At 74.8% G+C, this 15,013-nt stretch carries 19 protein-coding genes and 1 pseudogene; 16 read left to right on the forward strand and 4 right to left on the reverse strand.

All coding sequences use genetic code 11. From position 1 onward, the window contains the following. Nucleotides 1–133 precede the first annotated feature (133 nt). Nucleotides 134–1,063 carry an SIS domain-containing protein gene (locus NFX44_RS07610; RefSeq protein WP_262282794.1) on the reverse strand — a complete coding sequence of 310 codons (930 nt, stop codon included), beginning with the start codon at nt 1,061–1,063 and terminating at the stop codon, nt 134–136. Nucleotides 1,064–1,261: 198 nt separating this feature from the next. Between NFX44_RS07610 and NFX44_RS07615 the strand changes: the two genes are divergently transcribed. The 4 genes from NFX44_RS07615 to NFX44_RS07630 all read left to right on the forward strand — a co-directional run bounded on the left by NFX44_RS07615 (nt 1,262) and on the right by NFX44_RS07630 (nt 4,710). Further along, nucleotides 1,262–2,047, forward strand: a complete 786-nt coding sequence (locus tag NFX44_RS07615) for a DeoR/GlpR family DNA-binding transcription regulator (RefSeq protein ID WP_154228936.1) — start codon at nt 1,262–1,264, stop codon at nt 2,045–2,047. A 122-nt stretch (nt 2,048–2,169) separates the two neighbouring features. Further along, nucleotides 2,170–3,177 carry an ATP-binding cassette domain-containing protein gene (locus NFX44_RS07620; RefSeq protein ID WP_262282795.1) on the forward strand — a complete coding sequence of 336 codons (1,008 nt, stop codon included), beginning with the start codon at nt 2,170–2,172 and terminating at the stop codon, nt 3,175–3,177. After that, a complete protein-coding gene (locus tag NFX44_RS07625; protein ID WP_262282796.1) occupies nt 3,174–4,190 on the forward strand; it encodes an ABC transporter permease subunit in 1,017 nt (338 codons plus the stop codon). Before NFX44_RS07620 ends, NFX44_RS07625 begins: the two co-directional genes overlap by 4 nt. Nucleotides 4,191–4,290: 100 nt before the next feature. Next, on the forward strand, nt 4,291–4,710 hold the full coding sequence (locus NFX44_RS07630) for a DUF3263 domain-containing protein (protein ID WP_262282797.1): 420 nt from the start codon (nt 4,291–4,293) through the stop codon (nt 4,708–4,710). Nucleotides 4,711–4,715: 5 nt separating this feature from the next. On the opposite strand, the gene NFX44_RS07635 is transcribed toward NFX44_RS07630, so the two are convergent. Beyond that, nucleotides 4,716–4,928 (reverse strand): hypothetical protein, encoded by a 213-nt coding sequence (locus tag NFX44_RS07635; RefSeq protein WP_189198519.1) that lies wholly within the window; start codon nt 4,926–4,928, stop codon nt 4,716–4,718. Nucleotides 4,929–5,076: 148 nt separating this feature from the next. Between NFX44_RS07635 and NFX44_RS07640 the strand changes: the two genes are divergently transcribed. The 12 genes and pseudogenes from NFX44_RS07640 (at nt 5,077) to NFX44_RS07695 (ending at nt 12,254) form a co-directional block, all read left to right on the forward strand. After that, nucleotides 5,077–5,979, forward strand: coding sequence for a hypothetical protein (locus tag NFX44_RS07640; RefSeq protein WP_262282798.1), 903 nt, complete (start codon nt 5,077–5,079; stop codon nt 5,977–5,979). A 151-nt stretch (nt 5,980–6,130) separates the two neighbouring features. Then, nucleotides 6,131–6,640, forward strand: a complete 510-nt coding sequence (locus NFX44_RS07645; RefSeq protein WP_262282799.1) for a GNAT family N-acetyltransferase — start codon at nt 6,131–6,133, stop codon at nt 6,638–6,640. A 291-nt stretch (nt 6,641–6,931) separates the two neighbouring features. Further along, nucleotides 6,932–7,405 carry a hypothetical protein gene (locus NFX44_RS07650; RefSeq protein ID WP_262282800.1) on the forward strand — a complete coding sequence of 158 codons (474 nt, stop codon included), beginning with the start codon at nt 6,932–6,934 and terminating at the stop codon, nt 7,403–7,405. A gap of 2 nt (nt 7,406–7,407) precedes the next feature. Further along, complete coding sequence (locus NFX44_RS07655) at nt 7,408–8,658, forward strand: SRPBCC family protein (protein ID WP_262282801.1); 1,251 nt, start codon at nt 7,408–7,410, stop codon at nt 8,656–8,658. A 35-nt stretch (nt 8,659–8,693) separates the two neighbouring features. Then, nucleotides 8,694–8,873: pseudogene (gvpJ, locus tag NFX44_RS33335) on the forward strand (gas vesicle protein GvpJ); the annotation flags it as partial. A gap of 208 nt (nt 8,874–9,081) precedes the next feature. Continuing rightward, the gene (locus NFX44_RS07665; RefSeq protein ID WP_262282803.1) at nt 9,082–9,837 is read left to right on the forward strand and encodes a GvpL/GvpF family gas vesicle protein; all 756 of its coding nucleotides are present in this window, start codon (nt 9,082–9,084) and stop codon (nt 9,835–9,837) included. A 3-nt stretch (nt 9,838–9,840) separates the two neighbouring features. After that, the gene (locus NFX44_RS07670) at nt 9,841–10,185 is read left to right on the forward strand and encodes a gas vesicle protein GvpG (protein WP_262282804.1); all 345 of its coding nucleotides are present in this window, start codon (nt 9,841–9,843) and stop codon (nt 10,183–10,185) included. Then, on the forward strand, nt 10,182–10,529 hold the full coding sequence (locus tag NFX44_RS07675; protein WP_262282805.1) for a gas vesicle protein: 348 nt from the start codon (nt 10,182–10,184) through the stop codon (nt 10,527–10,529). Before NFX44_RS07670 ends, NFX44_RS07675 begins: the two co-directional genes overlap by 4 nt. A gap of 1 nt (nt 10,530) precedes the next feature. Then, nucleotides 10,531–10,908, forward strand: coding sequence for a gas vesicle protein (locus NFX44_RS07680; RefSeq protein ID WP_262282806.1), 378 nt, complete (start codon nt 10,531–10,533; stop codon nt 10,906–10,908). Then, nucleotides 10,892–11,692 carry a GvpL/GvpF family gas vesicle protein gene (locus tag NFX44_RS07685; RefSeq protein WP_262282807.1) on the forward strand — a complete coding sequence of 267 codons (801 nt, stop codon included), beginning with the start codon at nt 10,892–10,894 and terminating at the stop codon, nt 11,690–11,692. The genes NFX44_RS07680 and NFX44_RS07685 overlap by 17 nt, the downstream gene beginning before the upstream one ends. Then, nucleotides 11,683–11,904 carry a gas vesicle protein gene (locus NFX44_RS07690; protein WP_262282808.1) on the forward strand — a complete coding sequence of 74 codons (222 nt, stop codon included), beginning with the start codon at nt 11,683–11,685 and terminating at the stop codon, nt 11,902–11,904. The genes NFX44_RS07685 and NFX44_RS07690 overlap by 10 nt, the downstream gene beginning before the upstream one ends. After that, a complete protein-coding gene (locus NFX44_RS07695; RefSeq protein ID WP_262282809.1) occupies nt 11,901–12,254 on the forward strand; it encodes a gas vesicle protein K in 354 nt (117 codons plus the stop codon). The genes NFX44_RS07690 and NFX44_RS07695 overlap by 4 nt, the downstream gene beginning before the upstream one ends. Nucleotides 12,255–12,266: 12 nt before the next feature. Here the strand turns inward: NFX44_RS07695 and NFX44_RS07700 are convergent, their stop codons facing one another. Both NFX44_RS07700 and NFX44_RS07705 read right to left on the reverse strand, forming a co-directional pair. Next, nucleotides 12,267–14,489 carry an AAA family ATPase gene (locus NFX44_RS07700; RefSeq protein WP_262282810.1) on the reverse strand — a complete coding sequence of 741 codons (2,223 nt, stop codon included), beginning with the start codon at nt 14,487–14,489 and terminating at the stop codon, nt 12,267–12,269. A gap of 43 nt (nt 14,490–14,532) precedes the next feature. Next, complete coding sequence (locus NFX44_RS07705; RefSeq protein WP_262283164.1) at nt 14,533–15,006, reverse strand: hypothetical protein; 474 nt, start codon at nt 15,004–15,006, stop codon at nt 14,533–14,535. Nucleotides 15,007–15,013 lie beyond the last annotated feature (7 nt).

Below are 15,013 nucleotides of genomic sequence, written 5' to 3' on the forward strand. Positions count from 1 at the left end.
GCTCACTCCTCGCACTCACCGCGCCACCTTCGTTCGCGACTGCGGGGCTCGCAACCCCGGCTCACTCCTCGCGCTCACCGCGCCACCTTCGTTCGCGACTGCGGGGCTCGCAACCCCGGCTCACTCCTCGCGCTCACGCCAGCACCACGGAGCGGGTCAGGTGCCGGGGCGCGTCGGGGTCGAGGCCGCGGCTCGTGGCGAGGGCGACGGCGAAGCGCTGGGCGAGGATCAGGTCGGCCATCGGGTCGACCGGGTTGCGTCCGGCCGCCCAACTCGTCAGCACGGTGTGGCAGCCGTGCGTGCGGCTGTGCACGAAGGTGGCGCCGGTGGCGGCCACGTCCTCGGGCAGGCCCTCCGGGATGCCGCCGAACGCCCAGACCAGCCGCCCCGGGGCGGCGATCGAGATGGGGCCGTGCCGGTAGTCCATGGCCGGGTACGCCTCGGCCCAGAAGGTGGCCGCCTCGCGGCACTTCAGCGCGGCCTCCTCGGCCAGCCCGACCGTCCAGCCGCGGCCGAGGAAGGTGACCTGCTCGATGGTCGCCGGGTCGATCGGCAGCGGGGCCCGGACGGCCACCTCGGCGTCGGCGGCGAGCCGGCCCAGGTCCTCGCCGAGGTGGGCGCGGAGCAGCGCGAGCGCGGTGGTGGCGAAGCGGGTCTGCACCACCGAGCGCTCGTCGGCGAAGGGCAGGGGCACCGCCGCGTCGGCCAGCTCGACGGCCGGTGCGGCCGGGTCGCCGATGATGACCGTGGTGGGCAGCTGCCCGCGCAGCGCGGCGAGCAGGTCGAGCACCTCGGTGGTGGTGCCGGAGCGGGTGATCGCGATGACCCGGTCGTAGCGGCGGCCGGTGGGAAACTCGCTGGCCTGGAAGGCGTCGGTCTCGCCCTGGCCGGCGCCCTCGCGGAGGCCGGCGTACGCGGCCGCCATGAACCAGGACGTGCCGCACCCGACAACGGCGACCCGCTCGCCGGGGCGCGGCAGGCGGTCGGCGACGGTCGGGGCGAGTCGCGCCGCCTCCCGCCAGCAGTCGGGCTGGCTCGCGATCTCCGCGTGCACGTACGCCATCACCACTCCTCGCCCAGGGGAGACCTTGCGCAATACGGCGCGATATGGCCGTCTTTCGCGCGTCATTCTGCGCGATTCCGGTCGGCTGTGGCAACCGCCTCCCACATCGCGCAGGACAGGGTTTTGCGCCTTGCCAGTTTCGCGCACTACTGTGCACGCAATCAATCACCGTTCGTGCAGAGTCAGTGGAGGCCCCGCGTGGACCGCTACGCCAGATGGAACGCGCTGCTCGAGATGCTGACCGACAGCGGCCGGGTCAGCGTCGAGGAGGCGGCGGGGCGCCTGGACGTCTCCCAGGCCACCATCCGGCGTGACTTCGACCAGCTCGCCCAGCAGCAGATGATCACGCGGACGCGGGGCGGCGCCGTCGCGAACGGCGTCTCCTACGACCTGCCACTGCGCTACAAGACGGCCAAGCACTCGGCCGAGAAGCAGCGGATCGGCGCGGCCGCCGCCGCGCTCGTCTCCCCGGGCACGGTGGTCGGTCTCAACGGCGGCACCACCAGCACCGAGGTGGCCCGGGCCCTCGCGGTCCGGCCCGACCTCAATACCAGCGCCGAGGGCGCCCAGCTCACCGTGGTCACCAACGCCCTGAACATCGCCAACGAGCTGCTGGTGCGCTCGCGGATGAAGGTGGTGGTGGCCGGCGGTGTGGTCCGGCCCAAGTCGTTCGAGCTGGTCGGCCCGCTGGGCGGGGCGCTGCTGCGCGAGGTCACCCTGGATGTGGCGCTGCTCGGCGTGGACGCCATCGACCCGCAGCTCGGCGCGGCCGCCCACCACGAGGGCGAGGCGGCCATGAACAGCCTCATGGTGGCCCGGGCCAAGCGGGTCGTGGTCATCGCCGACTCGTCCAAGCTGGGCGGACACGCGTTCGCGCGGATCTGCCCGGTGGACCGGGTGGAGACGCTGGTGACCGACTCCGGCGCGTCCCCCGCCGTGGTGCAGGCGTTCCGCGACGCGGGCGTGCACGTCGTCTGCGCCTGACCGGACTCTCCGGCGCGCCTGACCCCGAAATCTGGGAAAACCCCGATGCATACCGGGTATTGTCTCCGGCTGCATACCGCGTATGGTGTCGACCTGACACCTACTTATCGGGGGAGGTCAGCTTGTCGGCTGTCCTGGAGATCGAAGGTCTCCGCAAGACGTACCGGAGCCGGAAACGCGGGGTCCGCCACGCGCTCGACGGCTTCGACATGCGGGTCGAGGCCGGCCAGGTGCACGGCTTCCTCGGCCCCAACGGCTCGGGCAAGACCACCACGCTGCGCACGCTGCTCGGCCTGATCCGGGCCAACGGCGGCCGGATGTCCATCCTCGGCCAGGAGGTGCCGCAGGCGCTGCCCGCGGTCGCCGGCCAGGTCGGCGCCATCGTGGAGAGTCCGCAGTTCTTTCCGCACTTCTCCGCCCGGGACACCCTCGGGCTCCTCGCCCAGGCCGGTGAGCTGCCCCGGCAGCGGGTCGACGAGGTGCTGGAGCTGGTCGGGCTGCGCGACCGGGCCGGTGAGCGGGTGAAGACCTACTCGCTCGGCATGAAGCAGCGGCTCGCCGTCGCCTCCGCGCTGCTGAAGAACCCGAAGCTGCTGATCCTGGACGAGCCGGCCAACGGCCTCGACCCGGGCGGCATCCGGGAGATGCGCGGGCTCATGCGCGACCTCGCCGGCGCCGGGATGACCGTGGTGCTCTCCAGCCACATCCTCGGCGAGATCCAGCTCATCTGCGACTCGGTCACCATCATCTCGCTGGGCCGGCGGGTCGCGTTCGGGCCGGTCGACGAGGTGCTCGCCGCACACTCGCAGGGCGCGGTGCGGGTCCGCCTGGAGGCGGTGACCGACCTGCCGCAGGCGGCCGAGACGCTGACCCGGGCCGGGATCCGCGTCGCCGCCGAGCCCGACCACCTCATGCTGTCCGGCGTCGACAAGCCGGCCTCGGTCAGCCGCGTCCTGGCCGAGCAGGGCCTCTACGTCAGCGAGCTGACCCCCGTCGCGGTGGATCTGGAGAGCGTCTTCCTCGAACTGACCGCCACCGCGCCGGTCCCCGGCCAGCACCGGCAGGTCGACCAGTCCACGAAGGTCGGTGAGCCGGGCAGCGGCGTCACCGGAGGAGGTTGGGGCGCATGAGCCTCTACGTGACCGAACTGCGCCGGCTCAGCAAGCGGCGGATCACCCGGCTGCTGCTGGTCCTGCTGCTGCTCGGGCTGGCCACGGTGGCCACCGCCTTCAGCTTCTCCAGCCACCAGCTCTCCAAGGAGACGGTGGCGGCCGCCCAGGCCGAGTCGGAGGTCCAGTACCAGCGGGCCGTGGCGGACTGGAAGCGGAGCGTCGCCGACTGCGACGCCGCCAAGGCCCGCGGCGACCAGGACACCGACGAGCGGTACGGCCCGAACTGCGGCCGGGACTGGCAGCCGCAGCCGGAGATGTTCGACCCGAAGTGGAACCTGCCCTACCAGTTCGACTTCCGGGCCGAGTTCCCCACGTTCATCGCGGTCTTCGCCGGGGCGGTGGCGCTCTTCGCGTTCATCGTCGGCGCCTCGTACGTGGGTGCCGAGTGGAGCACCGGCGGGATGATGAACCTCCTGCTCTGGCGGCCGAAACGGCTCGCCGTGCTGGGCACCAAGCTGGCCGCGCTGCTCACCACCGTGCTCGGGGTGAGCCTGGTTCTCGGTGCCTTCTGGACGGTCGCCTTCTGGCTCATCGGCCGCTACCGGGGGACCACCGCCAAGGTGACCGCCGGGGTGTGGCAGTCCATCGGCCTCGACGGCCTGCGGGCGGTCGGGCTCATCCTGCTCGTCGGTGCGGTGGCCTTCGCGCTGGCCTCGCTGGGGCGGCACACCGCGATGGCGCTCGGCGCGGCCGTGGCGGTCTTCGCGATCAGCGAGATCGGCATCCGGATCGCGGTGAACGTGCTCTCCGTCCCGTTCGGCGACCGGTACGTCCTTTCCACGTACGCCCAGTCGTGGTTCATGAAGCAGGCCGAGCTCTTCGACTACGACACCTGCCAGTTCGCCAAGGGCGCGTGCGAACCGGCCAAGCTGGTGGTCACGTGGCAGCAGTCGGCGCTGGTGTTCGGGGTGGGCGCCGCCGCCGTGCTGATCGGCGCGTTCTGGTCGATGCGCCGGCGGGACATCGCCTGACCGGACCTCGCGTCCGATGCGGGCCGGGCGGACCCTGGTTAGGCTGGGGTCCCCCGGCCGGCGTCGTCGCGCCGGTCGCCCCGTCCTGCTGAGGAGCGCCATGCCCGCCGACGCCACGGAGCGGGCCGTCACCGACGACCGGCCCGAGCCGTCCGGGACCACCGACGTCGCGCGCCGGGAGGCCGGCGTCACCGTCCCGCCACCCCGCTCCGCCCCCGCGGTCGAGGCCGCGCCGCCGGACGACGGGCCGGCGGATCCGGCTCCCGCCCCGGAGGCGTCCGGCGCGGCCGGCGGGCTCACCGAGCGGGAGCGGCAGATCCTCGCCTTCGAGCAGCAGTGGTGGAAGTACGCGGGCGCCAAGGAACAGGCCATCCGGGACACCTTCGGGCTCTCCGCGACCCGCTACTACCAACTGCTCAACGCGCTGCTCGACCAGCCCGCCGCGCTCGCCGCCGAGCCGGTGCTGGTCGGCCGGCTGCGTCGGCTGCGCTCGTCCCGGGCCCGGAACCGGCGGCGCTGACCGGGCTACTTCTCGTACGTCCGCAGCCCGTTGCCGATGGCGAAGAAGGTCGGTGCCCACTCGCCGATGAAGATGCCCCAGCGGTCCGCCCGCGCCACCCCGGCGCGCTCCAGATTCTTGGAGAGGAACCAACTGGTGAAGGAGAGCCCGATGCTCACGAAACCGGCCAGGTAGGCGTGTTCCGCTCTGATCCCCGACTCGTGCAACCGCTCCAACATGCCATCCCCCTGGCGCTAGTCCGGTTCCGTGCCCACCCGACGCTACCGGTGGTGGTGTCGACGTGACGGTCGGTTGCTCAGAAGTTCATCCCGGCATGGGCTCCGGCGCTCCGGGTAGGCGGCGGGCGGCGACGGAGGGAGCAGACGGATGGGGGCACCAGACCGCCGGTACCCGATCGGCAGCCGGCCGGCCCGGCCGGTCGGGACGGCGCCGATGATGCGGGTACGCTCCGCCTCCGATCCGGCCCCCGGCCGGCTGGAGAACGAGGACCTGGTCTTCCGGATCGGCCCGCTGGTCGGCCTCCTCGACGGGGCGACCGTGCCGGAGGGCTTCGACACCGGCTGCGTGCACGGCCCCGCGTGGTACGTCCGGCACCTGGCCGCCCGGATCGGCCTGGCCGTCGCGGCCCGCCCCGCGGCGACCCTGATGAGCAGCCTGGCGGCGGCGATCCTGGCCGTCCGGGCGGACCATGGTGGGGAGTGCGACCTGGACCACCCGGGCACCCCGTCCTCGACCGTCTGCCTGCTGCGGGAGGGCGGCGACCAGGCGGACTACCTGGTCCTCTGCGACAGCCCGCTCGTGCTCGACACCGGGGACCGGATCGACGTGGTCTCGGACGACCGGCTGGACGCGGCGCTGGCGGACCTGCGCCGGACCGCCGCCGCGCTGCCGGACGGGGACGTCGACGCGGCGACCCGGTTCCGCCGGGCGGTGACCGTGCAGCGGACCCGGATGAACCGGACGCACGGCTACTGGGCGGCCGCCAGCGACCCGGACGCGGCGTACCACGCGGTGACCGGCACGCTGCCGCTGCGCGGGCCGGGGGCGCTGCGACGGGCCGCGCTGCTCAGCGACGGCGCCTCCTGCGCGGTCGAGCAGTTTGGCCTTTTCGACTGGGCCGGCCTGCTCGACGTGACGGCGGGCGAGGGTCCGGAGGGGCTCATCGACCGGGTCCGGGCGGCCGAGCGGGACCATCCCGACCGGTTGCGTCGGCGCAAGCGCACGGACGACGCCTCGGTGGTGCTCTGCGAGTTCGTCCCGGCGGCGTGAGCACCCTCACCGTCGAAACGGACCGGTCGGCTGACAACGGAGCGTGAGGCGGAACACCCCGGGGGTACGACCGGCCGACCCCCTCCGCCGGACCGGCAGTCCGAGTCCAAAGGGGTGGACTTGGGTCGGTACGACCGGCAGACTGCGGCTCGTGATGGGTGCGGTACGGCTGGAGCCGGTGGACGAGCGAAACCTGGAGCCGTTGCTCTCCGTAGCGGCTGCCGAGGCGGAACCGGAAGACGTCATGCCCCCGGTCGAGGCCCCGGCCGGATGGTCGCTGGCCCGCCGCGAGGCCTTCCGCGAGTTCCACCGGGCGAGCTTCGGCGGGCTGGACGGCCCCACCCGCACCCTGATGTACGCGATCGTGGCCGGCGGCGAGGTCGTCGGCATGGTCCGCATGACGCGTTGCGACCAGCCGGGGACGGTGGAGACCGGGATGTGGCTGGGCCGCTCGGCGCGCGGCCAGGGGCTCGGCGCCGCGGCCCTGCGGGAACTGCTCCACGCCGCGGCGGCGGCCGGCATGCGCACCGTCGTGGCCGAGACGACACCGGACAACCACGGCGCTGTCTCGGTCCTCCGGAAATGCGGCGCGGAATTGCGCGAGAAGGACGGGAAGCTCCGCGCGGAAATGTGTCTCGATTCCGCCCTGCCGACCCATTAGGTTTTTTGCCCGCCTCCGCGCAAGCTTCGACTTCTCCCTGCTCTGCTGGGCTTCTCTGACCGGTTTGCGCCTTCCTTTCCGCTCCTGACCCGCCTATCCAATTGGGCGTCGGCACGCGCCACGGCAATTCCGCGGAAATGTTTTGCGCATGGGGTGACGGGTACTGCCCGCCGGGTCCGCTGATACGGGACGCCGGTCGCAGGCCCTTTCCCGCTGATCCCCGGTAGCTGCTTTCCCGGGCCTGCTCCACGCATGAGGTGTCCGCTTCCACCGGGGAGCGAAGGAGAACTGATGAAGAGCGGAGCACGGGTGGCGCTGGCGGTGGGCTTCGGCTACCTCCTCGGGCGCCGGAAGAAGATGCGGGCGGCCCTCACCCTGGCCGCGGCCGTGGCGGCCGGAAGGGCCAGCCAGCGACCGGGCGGGCTGAAGCAGCTCGGCACGGACCTGATGAACGCGAACCCCCAGCTCGGCGGCCTCGGCAAGCTGAGTGCCCCGCTGGCCACCGCCGGCCGGGCCGCGGCGACCGCCGCGGCGGGCAGCGGCATCGACGCGATCAGCGGCAAGCTGCGCGGCGGCGCCGACGCGTTGCGCCGGAAGACGGCCGGTGGCCGGCCGGACGAGGAGCCGACGGGCGACGAGCGATCGGCGGACGACCGGCGCTCGGCCCCCGACGACGAGGAGGAACTCGACGAGCAGCCGGCGGCGGGCGACGAGACGGACCGGGGCGGGCGCCCGGCCGTCGCGCGACGGCAGCGGGGGCGGTGACCATGGCAACCGGCAACCTCACGGACCGAGCCCGGGACCAGATCGGTGGCGAGCTGCGGAACCTCGCCTCGGCCATCGGCGAGCGTGCCGTGCACGCGGTCACCGAGCGGATCACCGGCGCCACCGGACGGCTCAGCGAGTACGCGAAGCAGGGCGGTGGCCCCGGCCTGGTCGCCGCCGCCACCGGCGCGCAGAAGCTCGCCGAGGGCCACTCCCCGGTCAAGGCCATGTTCCAGGCCGGCCTGGCCGGCGGTAAGGAGAAGTTGATGTCGGCGTTCGGTGGTGGCAAGGGCGGCAAGGGCGGCGGCAAGAAGCTCAAGGTCACCAACATCGTCGAGACCATCGAGGTCGGCGTGCCGGTCCGAATCGCGTACAACCAGTGGACGCAGTTCGGTGACTTCCCGAGCTTCATGAAGAAGGTCGAGCAGGCCGACTGCGACTCCGACGAGAAGATGACCTGGAAGGCGCAGGTCTTCTGGTCGCACCGTACCTGGGAGTCGACGATCGTCCGGCAGATCCCGGACCGGCTCATCCACTGGCGGTCCAAGGGCGAGAAGGGCTCCGTCGACGGCACGGTCAGCTTCCACGAGGTCGGCCCCGAGCTGACCAGGATCCTGGTGGTGCTGGAGTACCACCCGCAGGGCCTCTTCGAGCACACCGGCAACCTGTGGCGCGCCCAGGGCCGCCGGGTCCGGCTGGAGCTGAAGCACTTCGTCCGGCACGTCATGACCCAGACCGTGCTCGACCCCGACTCGGTCGAGGGCTGGCGCGGTGAGATCGAGGACTCCCAGGTGGTCAAGGACCACGAGACCGCGCTCCGCGAGGAGCAGGAGGCCCGCCAGGAGCGGGAGGGCGAGGAGCGGCAGGGTCGCGGCGAACGACCGGGCCGTGGGGAGCAGCGGGGCCGCGCCGAGGAGCCCGAGGAGGAGCCCGAGGAGGAGCCCGAGGAGGAGGCGGAAGAGGAGGGCCGGCCCGCCGGCCGCCGCCGGCCGTCGCCGCCGCGCCGCCGCCCCAGCCCGTACGAGGAGGAGTACGCCGACTACGACGAGGGCGACGACTTCGACGACGACGAGTACGCCGAGGAGCCCGAGGAGGAGGAGCCGCCGCGCCGCCGCGCCCCCGAGCGGGCGCGCCGCCCCCAGCCGCGCGAGGAACGGGAGGCGCGCCCCGAGCGGCCGCGCCCCGTCCGGAGGGCCCCCGAGACACCACGACGGCCGGTGGTGCGTCGCCGGCGAGAGGAGCGTGAGGAATGACCGTGTCCACCACGACGGGACAGCCGGGCAGCGCCCTGGAACGCACCGGCGGTGGCGGAGGCACCCTCGCCGACGTCGTGGAGACCGTGCTCGACAAGGGCGTCGTGATCGACGCACAGGTGTCGGTCGCCGTGGTCGGCATCCAGCTTCTGGAGATCAACGCCCGGGTGGTGATCGCGAGCGTCGAGACGTACCTCCGGTTCGCCGAGGCGGTCGACCGGCTGAGCATCGTGCCGAAGGACCAGAAGGGCCTGCCGGACCTGGTCGGTGACGCGGCCGGCGCGGCCACCAAGGGCAAGGCGGTCTCCGGGCTCGGCAAGGCGGCCCAGGAGATCAGCGGCGCGGTGGCCGACTCGCTCCGGGACCGCGGGTCCGAGCCGGAGCGGGAGCGGCCGCGCCGGCGCCGGGACAGGGAGCGCTGAGATGGCACAGGAGAACGGGCTGTTCATCTACGGCATCGTGCCGTCCGACGTCGAGCCGACCCCCGAGGCCGAGGGGGTCGGCTCCCCGCCCGGCGAGGTGACCGCCATCCGGCACGGTGAGCTTGCCGCGCTGGTCAGCGAGGTCGGGCTGGAGGAGCCGCTGGGCCGGCCGGCGGACCTGACCGCGTACGAGCGGCTGCTGGACGGGACGGCGGTGGTCGCGCCGGTGCTGCCGGTCCGGTTCGGCACGGTGGTGACCGGCGAGGACGCGGTCGACGACCTGCTCGCCGCGCACCACGACCGGTTCGCCGCCGCCCTCGACGAGTTCGAGGACCGGCTCCAGTACACCGTGCACGGGCGCTTCGACGAGCAGGAGTTCATCGCCGGGTTCCTGGCGGAGAACGCCGCCGCCGGTGCCCTCGCCGACGAGGTGCGGGGCCGGCCGGAGGTCGAGAGCCGGGAGCAGCGGATCCGGCTCGGCGAGATGATCAGTCAGGCGGTGGAGCTGCGGCGGGAGGCCGAGAACCGGGACCTCATCGACGCGGCGGGCCGGTACGCGGTGGCCGACGCGCCCCTCCCGCCCAGCAACGAGCTGGACGCGGTGCGCGTCTCCTTCCTCGTGGCCGGCGACGCCGAGGACGAGTTCGTCCAGGCCGTGGAGGACTTCGCCGAGCGGCGGCGCGACCTGATCCGGATGCGCCTGCGCGGCCCGCTGGCCCCGTACGACTTCGTCAGCGCGCACCAGCTGGTGGAGTGACGCGTGGACATCCTGTGGACGCTGCTGACCCTGCCGTACGCGCCGGTGCGCGGGCTCACCGCACTGGTCAAGGTGGTGGCGCGGGAGGCGGAGTCACAGCAGCACAACCCGGTCAACATCCGGCGCGAGCTGGAGGAGCTGGACGAGGCGGCGGCGGCCGGTGACATCACGCCGGAGGAGCGGGACCGGGGGCAGCAGCAGGTGCTGGACCGGCTGACCGGGCCCGCCGCCGGCTCCGGGCGGGTCCCGCCGGGGCGTAACGGCGCGCCCCGGCGGCCGGCGCCCGCCGGGCGGGAGACCGGCGGTCGCCGTGGCGCGCCGCGCCGCGGACGAGGGGGAGGGCGATGACGACACGGATCCGGGGTGACGGCGACCGTGAGCGGTGGCGCGACCGGGGGGGCCGGGCGGAGGAGCGGTATCTCGACGAGGACGACGAGGAGGCGGTCAGCGCGGCCGAGGCGGCCCGGGAGGGGCTGCGTCAGATCGTCGCGCTGACCGGCCGGGACGCGCTCGGGATCACCTCCATCCAGCCCACCGACGACGGCTGGCGGGTCGGGGTGGAGGTGGTCGAGGACCACCGCATCCCGGCGTCGACCGACCTGCTCGGCCTCTACGAGGTCGAGCTGGACATGACCGGCAGCCTGCTCGGCTACCGGCGGACGCGCCGCTACCAGCGCGGCAAGGGGGACTGAGATGACCATTGGGCGGGCTCCGTCGGTCGTGCAGAACTCCGGTCAGGTGCTGCCGGCCGGCCACGAGCCGGCGAACCTCGGCGACATCCTGGAACGGGTGCTCGACCGGGGCATCGTGATCGCCGGTGACATCCGGGTCAGCCTGCTCGACATCGAGCTGCTGACCCTCAAGCTGCGGCTGGTCATCGCCTCGGTGGACACCGCGCGGCAGATCGGCATCGACTGGTGGGAGCACGACCCGTGGCTCAGCTCCCGGGCGCGGCCGCCGGTCGAGCCGGGCCCGCGCGACCCGGAGGAGGTCGAGGCGTCCCGCCGGCCCCGGGTGGCGGCCCGCGCCGAGCGGGACCGGAGGGAGGGCTGGCATGACCACGACCTCTGACCCCACCCGGGCCACCGGGACCGCGGTCTGGCTGCACGGCGTGGTCGCCGGGACGGCCACGCCCGCCGGGCTCCCCGGCATCGCCGGCACCCCGGTCCGGGCGGTGGCCGCCGCCGGCCTGGTCGCCGTGGTCAGCGACGCCCCGCTCAGCGAGTACGGCGAGGCCGCGCTGCGCCGCAACCTGGAGGACCTGGCCTGGCTGGAGCGGGCCGCCCGGGCCCACCACGCCGTGGTCGACGCGCTGTCCCGATCCGGCGCGGTGGTGCCCGCCCGGCTCGCCACCGTCCACCGTGACGACGACCGGGTGGCCCGGGTGCTGGTCGAGCGGCACGACGAGCTGGCCGGCACGCTGGCCCGGCTCGACGGCCGCGCGGAGTGGGGCGTCAAGGGGTACGTGGTGCCCGGCGCCACCCCGCGGGTCGAGGAACCCGACGGCGGGGGCGGGGCCGGCGCGGCGTACCTGCGGCGGCGCCGGGCCCAGCTCACCGCCCGGGAGGAGGGGCAGCGCGTCGCCGCCGACGGTGCCGCCGCCGTGCACGCCGCCCTCGCCGGGTACGCGGTCGCCGCCCGCCGGCACGCCCCGCAGGACCGGCGGCTCTCCGGCGCGCCCACGGCCATGGTGCTCAACGGGGCGTACCTGGTCGACCGGGACCGCTGGGACGGCTTCGCCGGGCTGGCCCGGGAGGTGGCCGAACGGCACCCGGAGCTGCGGTTGGAGCTGACCGGCCCCTGGCCGCCGTACTCCTTCGTGGCCGAACCGGAGGCGGAGCCGGCATGGGCGTGACCACGCTGGCGCCGAGCAGCGCCGACGATCCGCTGACCTACCGGCCGGTGGCTCTGGTCGACCTGCTCGACCGGGTGCTCGCCACCGGCGTGGTGATCACCGGGGACATCACCCTGGCCATCGCGGACGTCGACCTGGTCCGCATCTCGCTGCGCGCGCTCATCGCCTCGGTCGGCGCGCTCGCCCCGCCCGAGCCGGAGGCCACGCCGTGACCGGCCGCGACGAGGCGGCCGACCTGGCGGCGGCGCTGGGCGAGCCGGCGTGGACGGCGCCCCGGGTCCGGCCGCTGGACCGCCGGCTCGCCGTGGACCAGGACTCCGTCGAGCGGGGGCTGGCCAGCCTGGTGCTCACCGTGATCGAGCTGCTCCGGCAGCTCATGGAACGGCAGGCGCTGCGCCGGGTCGACCTGGGCGACCTGACCGAGGAGCAGGTCGAACGGGTCGGCGCCACGCTGATGGCGCTGGAGGAGCAGATGACCCGGCTCCGCGAGTACTTCGGCCTGGCTCCCGAGGATCTCAACCTCGACCTCGGCCCGCTCGGCCCGCTGCTGCCCACCGACTGACCCGGTGCCGGCTCACCGCCGGGTGGCGGCGTAGGCCTCCAGGTGGGCGAGCTGGACCGGGTCCAGCGAGGGGCGGACGCGGGCGCGGGCCGCCTCGACGTGCGCGGCCGTGACCGTGCTGGCCGCCAGCGACTCGCGCATCGCGGCGAGGGCCGCCTCCCGGATCAGCGCGGCGCAGTCGGCCGCGGAGAAGGCGTCCAGCTCCGCGCCGAGCGCGGTGAGGTCCACGTCGGGCGCGAGCGGGACGTGCCGGGCGGCCGCGTGGAGGATCTCGGCGCGGGCCGGGCCGTCCGGCGGCGGCACGTACACGAGGCGTTCCAGCCGGCCGGGGCGGAGCAGCGCCGGGTCGACCAGCTCGGGGCGGTTGGTCGCGCCGACCACCACCACGTTGCGCAGTGCCTCCACCCCGTCCAGCTCGGTGAGCAGGGCGGCGACCACCCGGTCGGTGGTGCCGGCGTCGCCGGCCTGGCCCCGGACCGGGGCGAGGGCGTCCACCTCGTCGAGGAAGACCAGCGTGGGGGCCGCCTCGCGGGCCCGGCGGAACAGCTCGCGGACGGCGCGTTCGCTCTCACCGACCCACTTGGAGAGCAGCTCCGCGCCCTTCACCGACAGCACGTTGGCCCGGCCCGAACCGGCCAGCGCGGTGACCAGGTAGGTCTTGCCGCAGCCGGGCGGCCCGTAGAGCAGCACCCCGCGCGGCGGCGTCACGCCCAGCCGGGCGAAGGTGTCCGGGTAGGTCAGCGGCCAGAGCACCGATTCGGTCAACGTCTGCCGGACCTCGTGCAGGCCACCGACGTCGTCCAGGGTCACCGAGGCCAGCTCCAGGGTGGACGCGGCCATCGTGGTCGGCCGCACCACCTCCAGGGCGGCGGTGAAGTCGGCCATCGCCACGGTCGGCGTCTCCGCCGCCTTCTGCCGCAGCGCCGCCCGCACCCCGGCCTCCCGGACCAGCGCGGCCAGGTCGGCGGCGACGAACCCCGGCGTACGCCCGGCCACCTCGTCCAGCCGGACGTCCTCGGCCAGCGGCACCTGCCGGGTGAGCACGGTCAGCTGCTCCCGGCGCAGCGCCGCGTCGGGCAGCGGCACGGTGATCCGCAGCGAGAGCAGGTCCGGGGCGCGCAGCGCCGGATCCACCGCCTCGGGCCGCCCGGTCGTGCAGACGACCGCCGCCCCGGACCGGACCGTCTCGGCGACCACCTGCCGGAACACCGTGGCCAGCGGACCGGGCTCGTCGGCCGGGGCGACCGCCTCCACGTCGGTCACCAGCAGCACGGCCGGGCCGTCGGCCCGGACCGCGTCGGCGGCCTCGCGCAGCCGGCGGGCGGCGGCGTCGTTGCCCAGCGCGGCCAGTTCCGGGCCCCACAGCGGGCGGACCCGGGCGCGGACCCGGGCGGCGACCGCGCGGACCAGCGCCGACTTGCCCGAGCCGGCGGGGCCGCTGACGAGCACGCCGAGCGAGACCGTGGTGCCGAGCCGGCCCAGCACCTCCCGGTGGTGGAAGCCCAGGTCGAGCAGTTCGGTCAGCTCCTCGGCCTGGGCCCGCAGCCCGGGCAGCTCGTCCACGTCCGGGGCGTCCTCGGGCCCGAGCAGGCCGTCGGCCGGCGCGGAGGTGGCCGGGGCCGCCGGGCCCGCCTCGCCGGCCGGGCCGGAGCCGCGGGTGGCCGGGCCGTGCTCCCAGCCGACCACGGTGTCCATGGTGACCAGCGCGCCGGTCGGCGGCTCGGCCGCCACCACGGTGAGCAGGGTGCTGGTCCAGGCGTACCCCACGGTGGTGGCCAGGCTGCGCCGGGCGGCCTCGACCAGACCGCGCAGCGCGGCGTCGGGAAGCACGTCCTGGGGCAGCAGCGAGACGTCGTCGCCGGCGGTGACCACCTTGCCGAGCAGGGCGAGCCGGAGCATCTCCGGGGAGACCGCGGCGACCACGCCGACCGGGCCGGCCAGGGTGAGCCGGCGCGCCGGGGCCGCCGGCAGCGGGCTCACCGTGACCTGCCCGCCGTCGCGCAGGCCCAGGTTGCCCAGCAGCAGGTCGTCGGCGTAGAGCAGGGCGCTGCTCGCGCCCGGTTCGGCCGGCGCGGCGATGCCGGCGGTCACCCGGCGGCCGGCCAGCCGCACCGGGTCGCCGGGGCGCAGCGCCAGCGCCGTGAGCACCTCGGGGTGCAGGCGGACGACGCCCCGCCGGGCGTCCAGCGCCGCCGGCCGCAGGGTCGCGATCAGGGTCAGGTCGGGTTCCGCCACCCGCCCGACAGTAGCCGCCGGTACCCCGTCGTGCCGGCGGGCCTCAGAGCGGGCCGGTGTCCTCCAGCAGCGAGGGATCGCGCCGGATCATCTCGGCCAGCCGGGCCGCCGGGTCGGTGACCAGCCCGTCGTGCCCCGGGGCCGGCACCGTCTTCACCGACATCGGCCAGGCCGGCGGGGGCGCCGGCGCGGACGCCGCGCCGACCGTCACCTCCGGGCCGGACCAGGCGACCCGCAACGGGTACGCCTGCCCGCCCAGCTCCACCCGCACGACGACGGCCAGCCCGGGGTGCTCGGCGACCACCCGGCGGACCGCCTCGGCCACCTCCTCGACCGGGTCCCGCCGCTCCGGCCGGTCGCCCCCACGCAACCGGTACGCACCGTGCCCCGCCCGCCCGTCCACCGGCCGGTCGTGCTCGGCCTCCTCGTCCGCCTCACCGGGCAGCGGCGTCCGGCGGCGCTGCGCCTCCTCGCGCCGGGCCAGCCGGGCCAGGGTCTCGTCCAGGTCACCTCTCATCACGTCC

Source organism: Micromonospora sp. MA102, from assembly GCF_025460765.1.
Taxonomy (GTDB): Bacteria; Actinomycetota; Actinomycetes; order Mycobacteriales; family Micromonosporaceae; genus Micromonospora; species Micromonospora halotolerans.

Excerpts from the sequence above, each read along its gene's own strand:
- NFX44_RS07610 (WP_262282794.1), bottom strand. The coding sequence starts at position 1,063 with ATGGCGTACGTGCACGCGGAGATCGCGAGCCAGCCCGACTGCTGGCGG.
- NFX44_RS07625 (WP_262282796.1), top strand. The coding sequence starts at position 3,174 with ATGAGCCTCTACGTGACCGAACTGCGCCGGCTCAGCAAGCGGCGGATC.
- NFX44_RS07630 (WP_262282797.1), top strand. The coding sequence starts at position 4,291 with ATGCCCGCCGACGCCACGGAGCGGGCCGTCACCGACGACCGGCCCGAG.
- NFX44_RS07635 (WP_189198519.1), bottom strand. The coding sequence starts at position 4,928 with ATGTTGGAGCGGTTGCACGAGTCGGGGATCAGAGCGGAACACGCCTAC.
- NFX44_RS07640 (WP_262282798.1), top strand. The coding sequence starts at position 5,077 with ATGGGGGCACCAGACCGCCGGTACCCGATCGGCAGCCGGCCGGCCCGG.
- NFX44_RS07650 (WP_262282800.1), top strand. The coding sequence starts at position 6,932 with ATGAAGAGCGGAGCACGGGTGGCGCTGGCGGTGGGCTTCGGCTACCTC.
- NFX44_RS07655 (WP_262282801.1), top strand. The coding sequence starts at position 7,408 with ATGGCAACCGGCAACCTCACGGACCGAGCCCGGGACCAGATCGGTGGC.
- NFX44_RS07665 (WP_262282803.1), top strand. The coding sequence starts at position 9,082 with ATGGCACAGGAGAACGGGCTGTTCATCTACGGCATCGTGCCGTCCGAC.
- NFX44_RS07675 (WP_262282805.1), top strand. The coding sequence starts at position 10,182 with ATGACGACACGGATCCGGGGTGACGGCGACCGTGAGCGGTGGCGCGAC.
- NFX44_RS07680 (WP_262282806.1), top strand. The coding sequence starts at position 10,531 with ATGACCATTGGGCGGGCTCCGTCGGTCGTGCAGAACTCCGGTCAGGTG.
- NFX44_RS07685 (WP_262282807.1), top strand. The coding sequence starts at position 10,892 with ATGACCACGACCTCTGACCCCACCCGGGCCACCGGGACCGCGGTCTGG.
- NFX44_RS07690 (WP_262282808.1), top strand. The coding sequence starts at position 11,683 with ATGGGCGTGACCACGCTGGCGCCGAGCAGCGCCGACGATCCGCTGACC.
- NFX44_RS07705 (WP_262283164.1), bottom strand. The coding sequence starts at position 15,006 with ATGAGAGGTGACCTGGACGAGACCCTGGCCCGGCTGGCCCGGCGCGAG.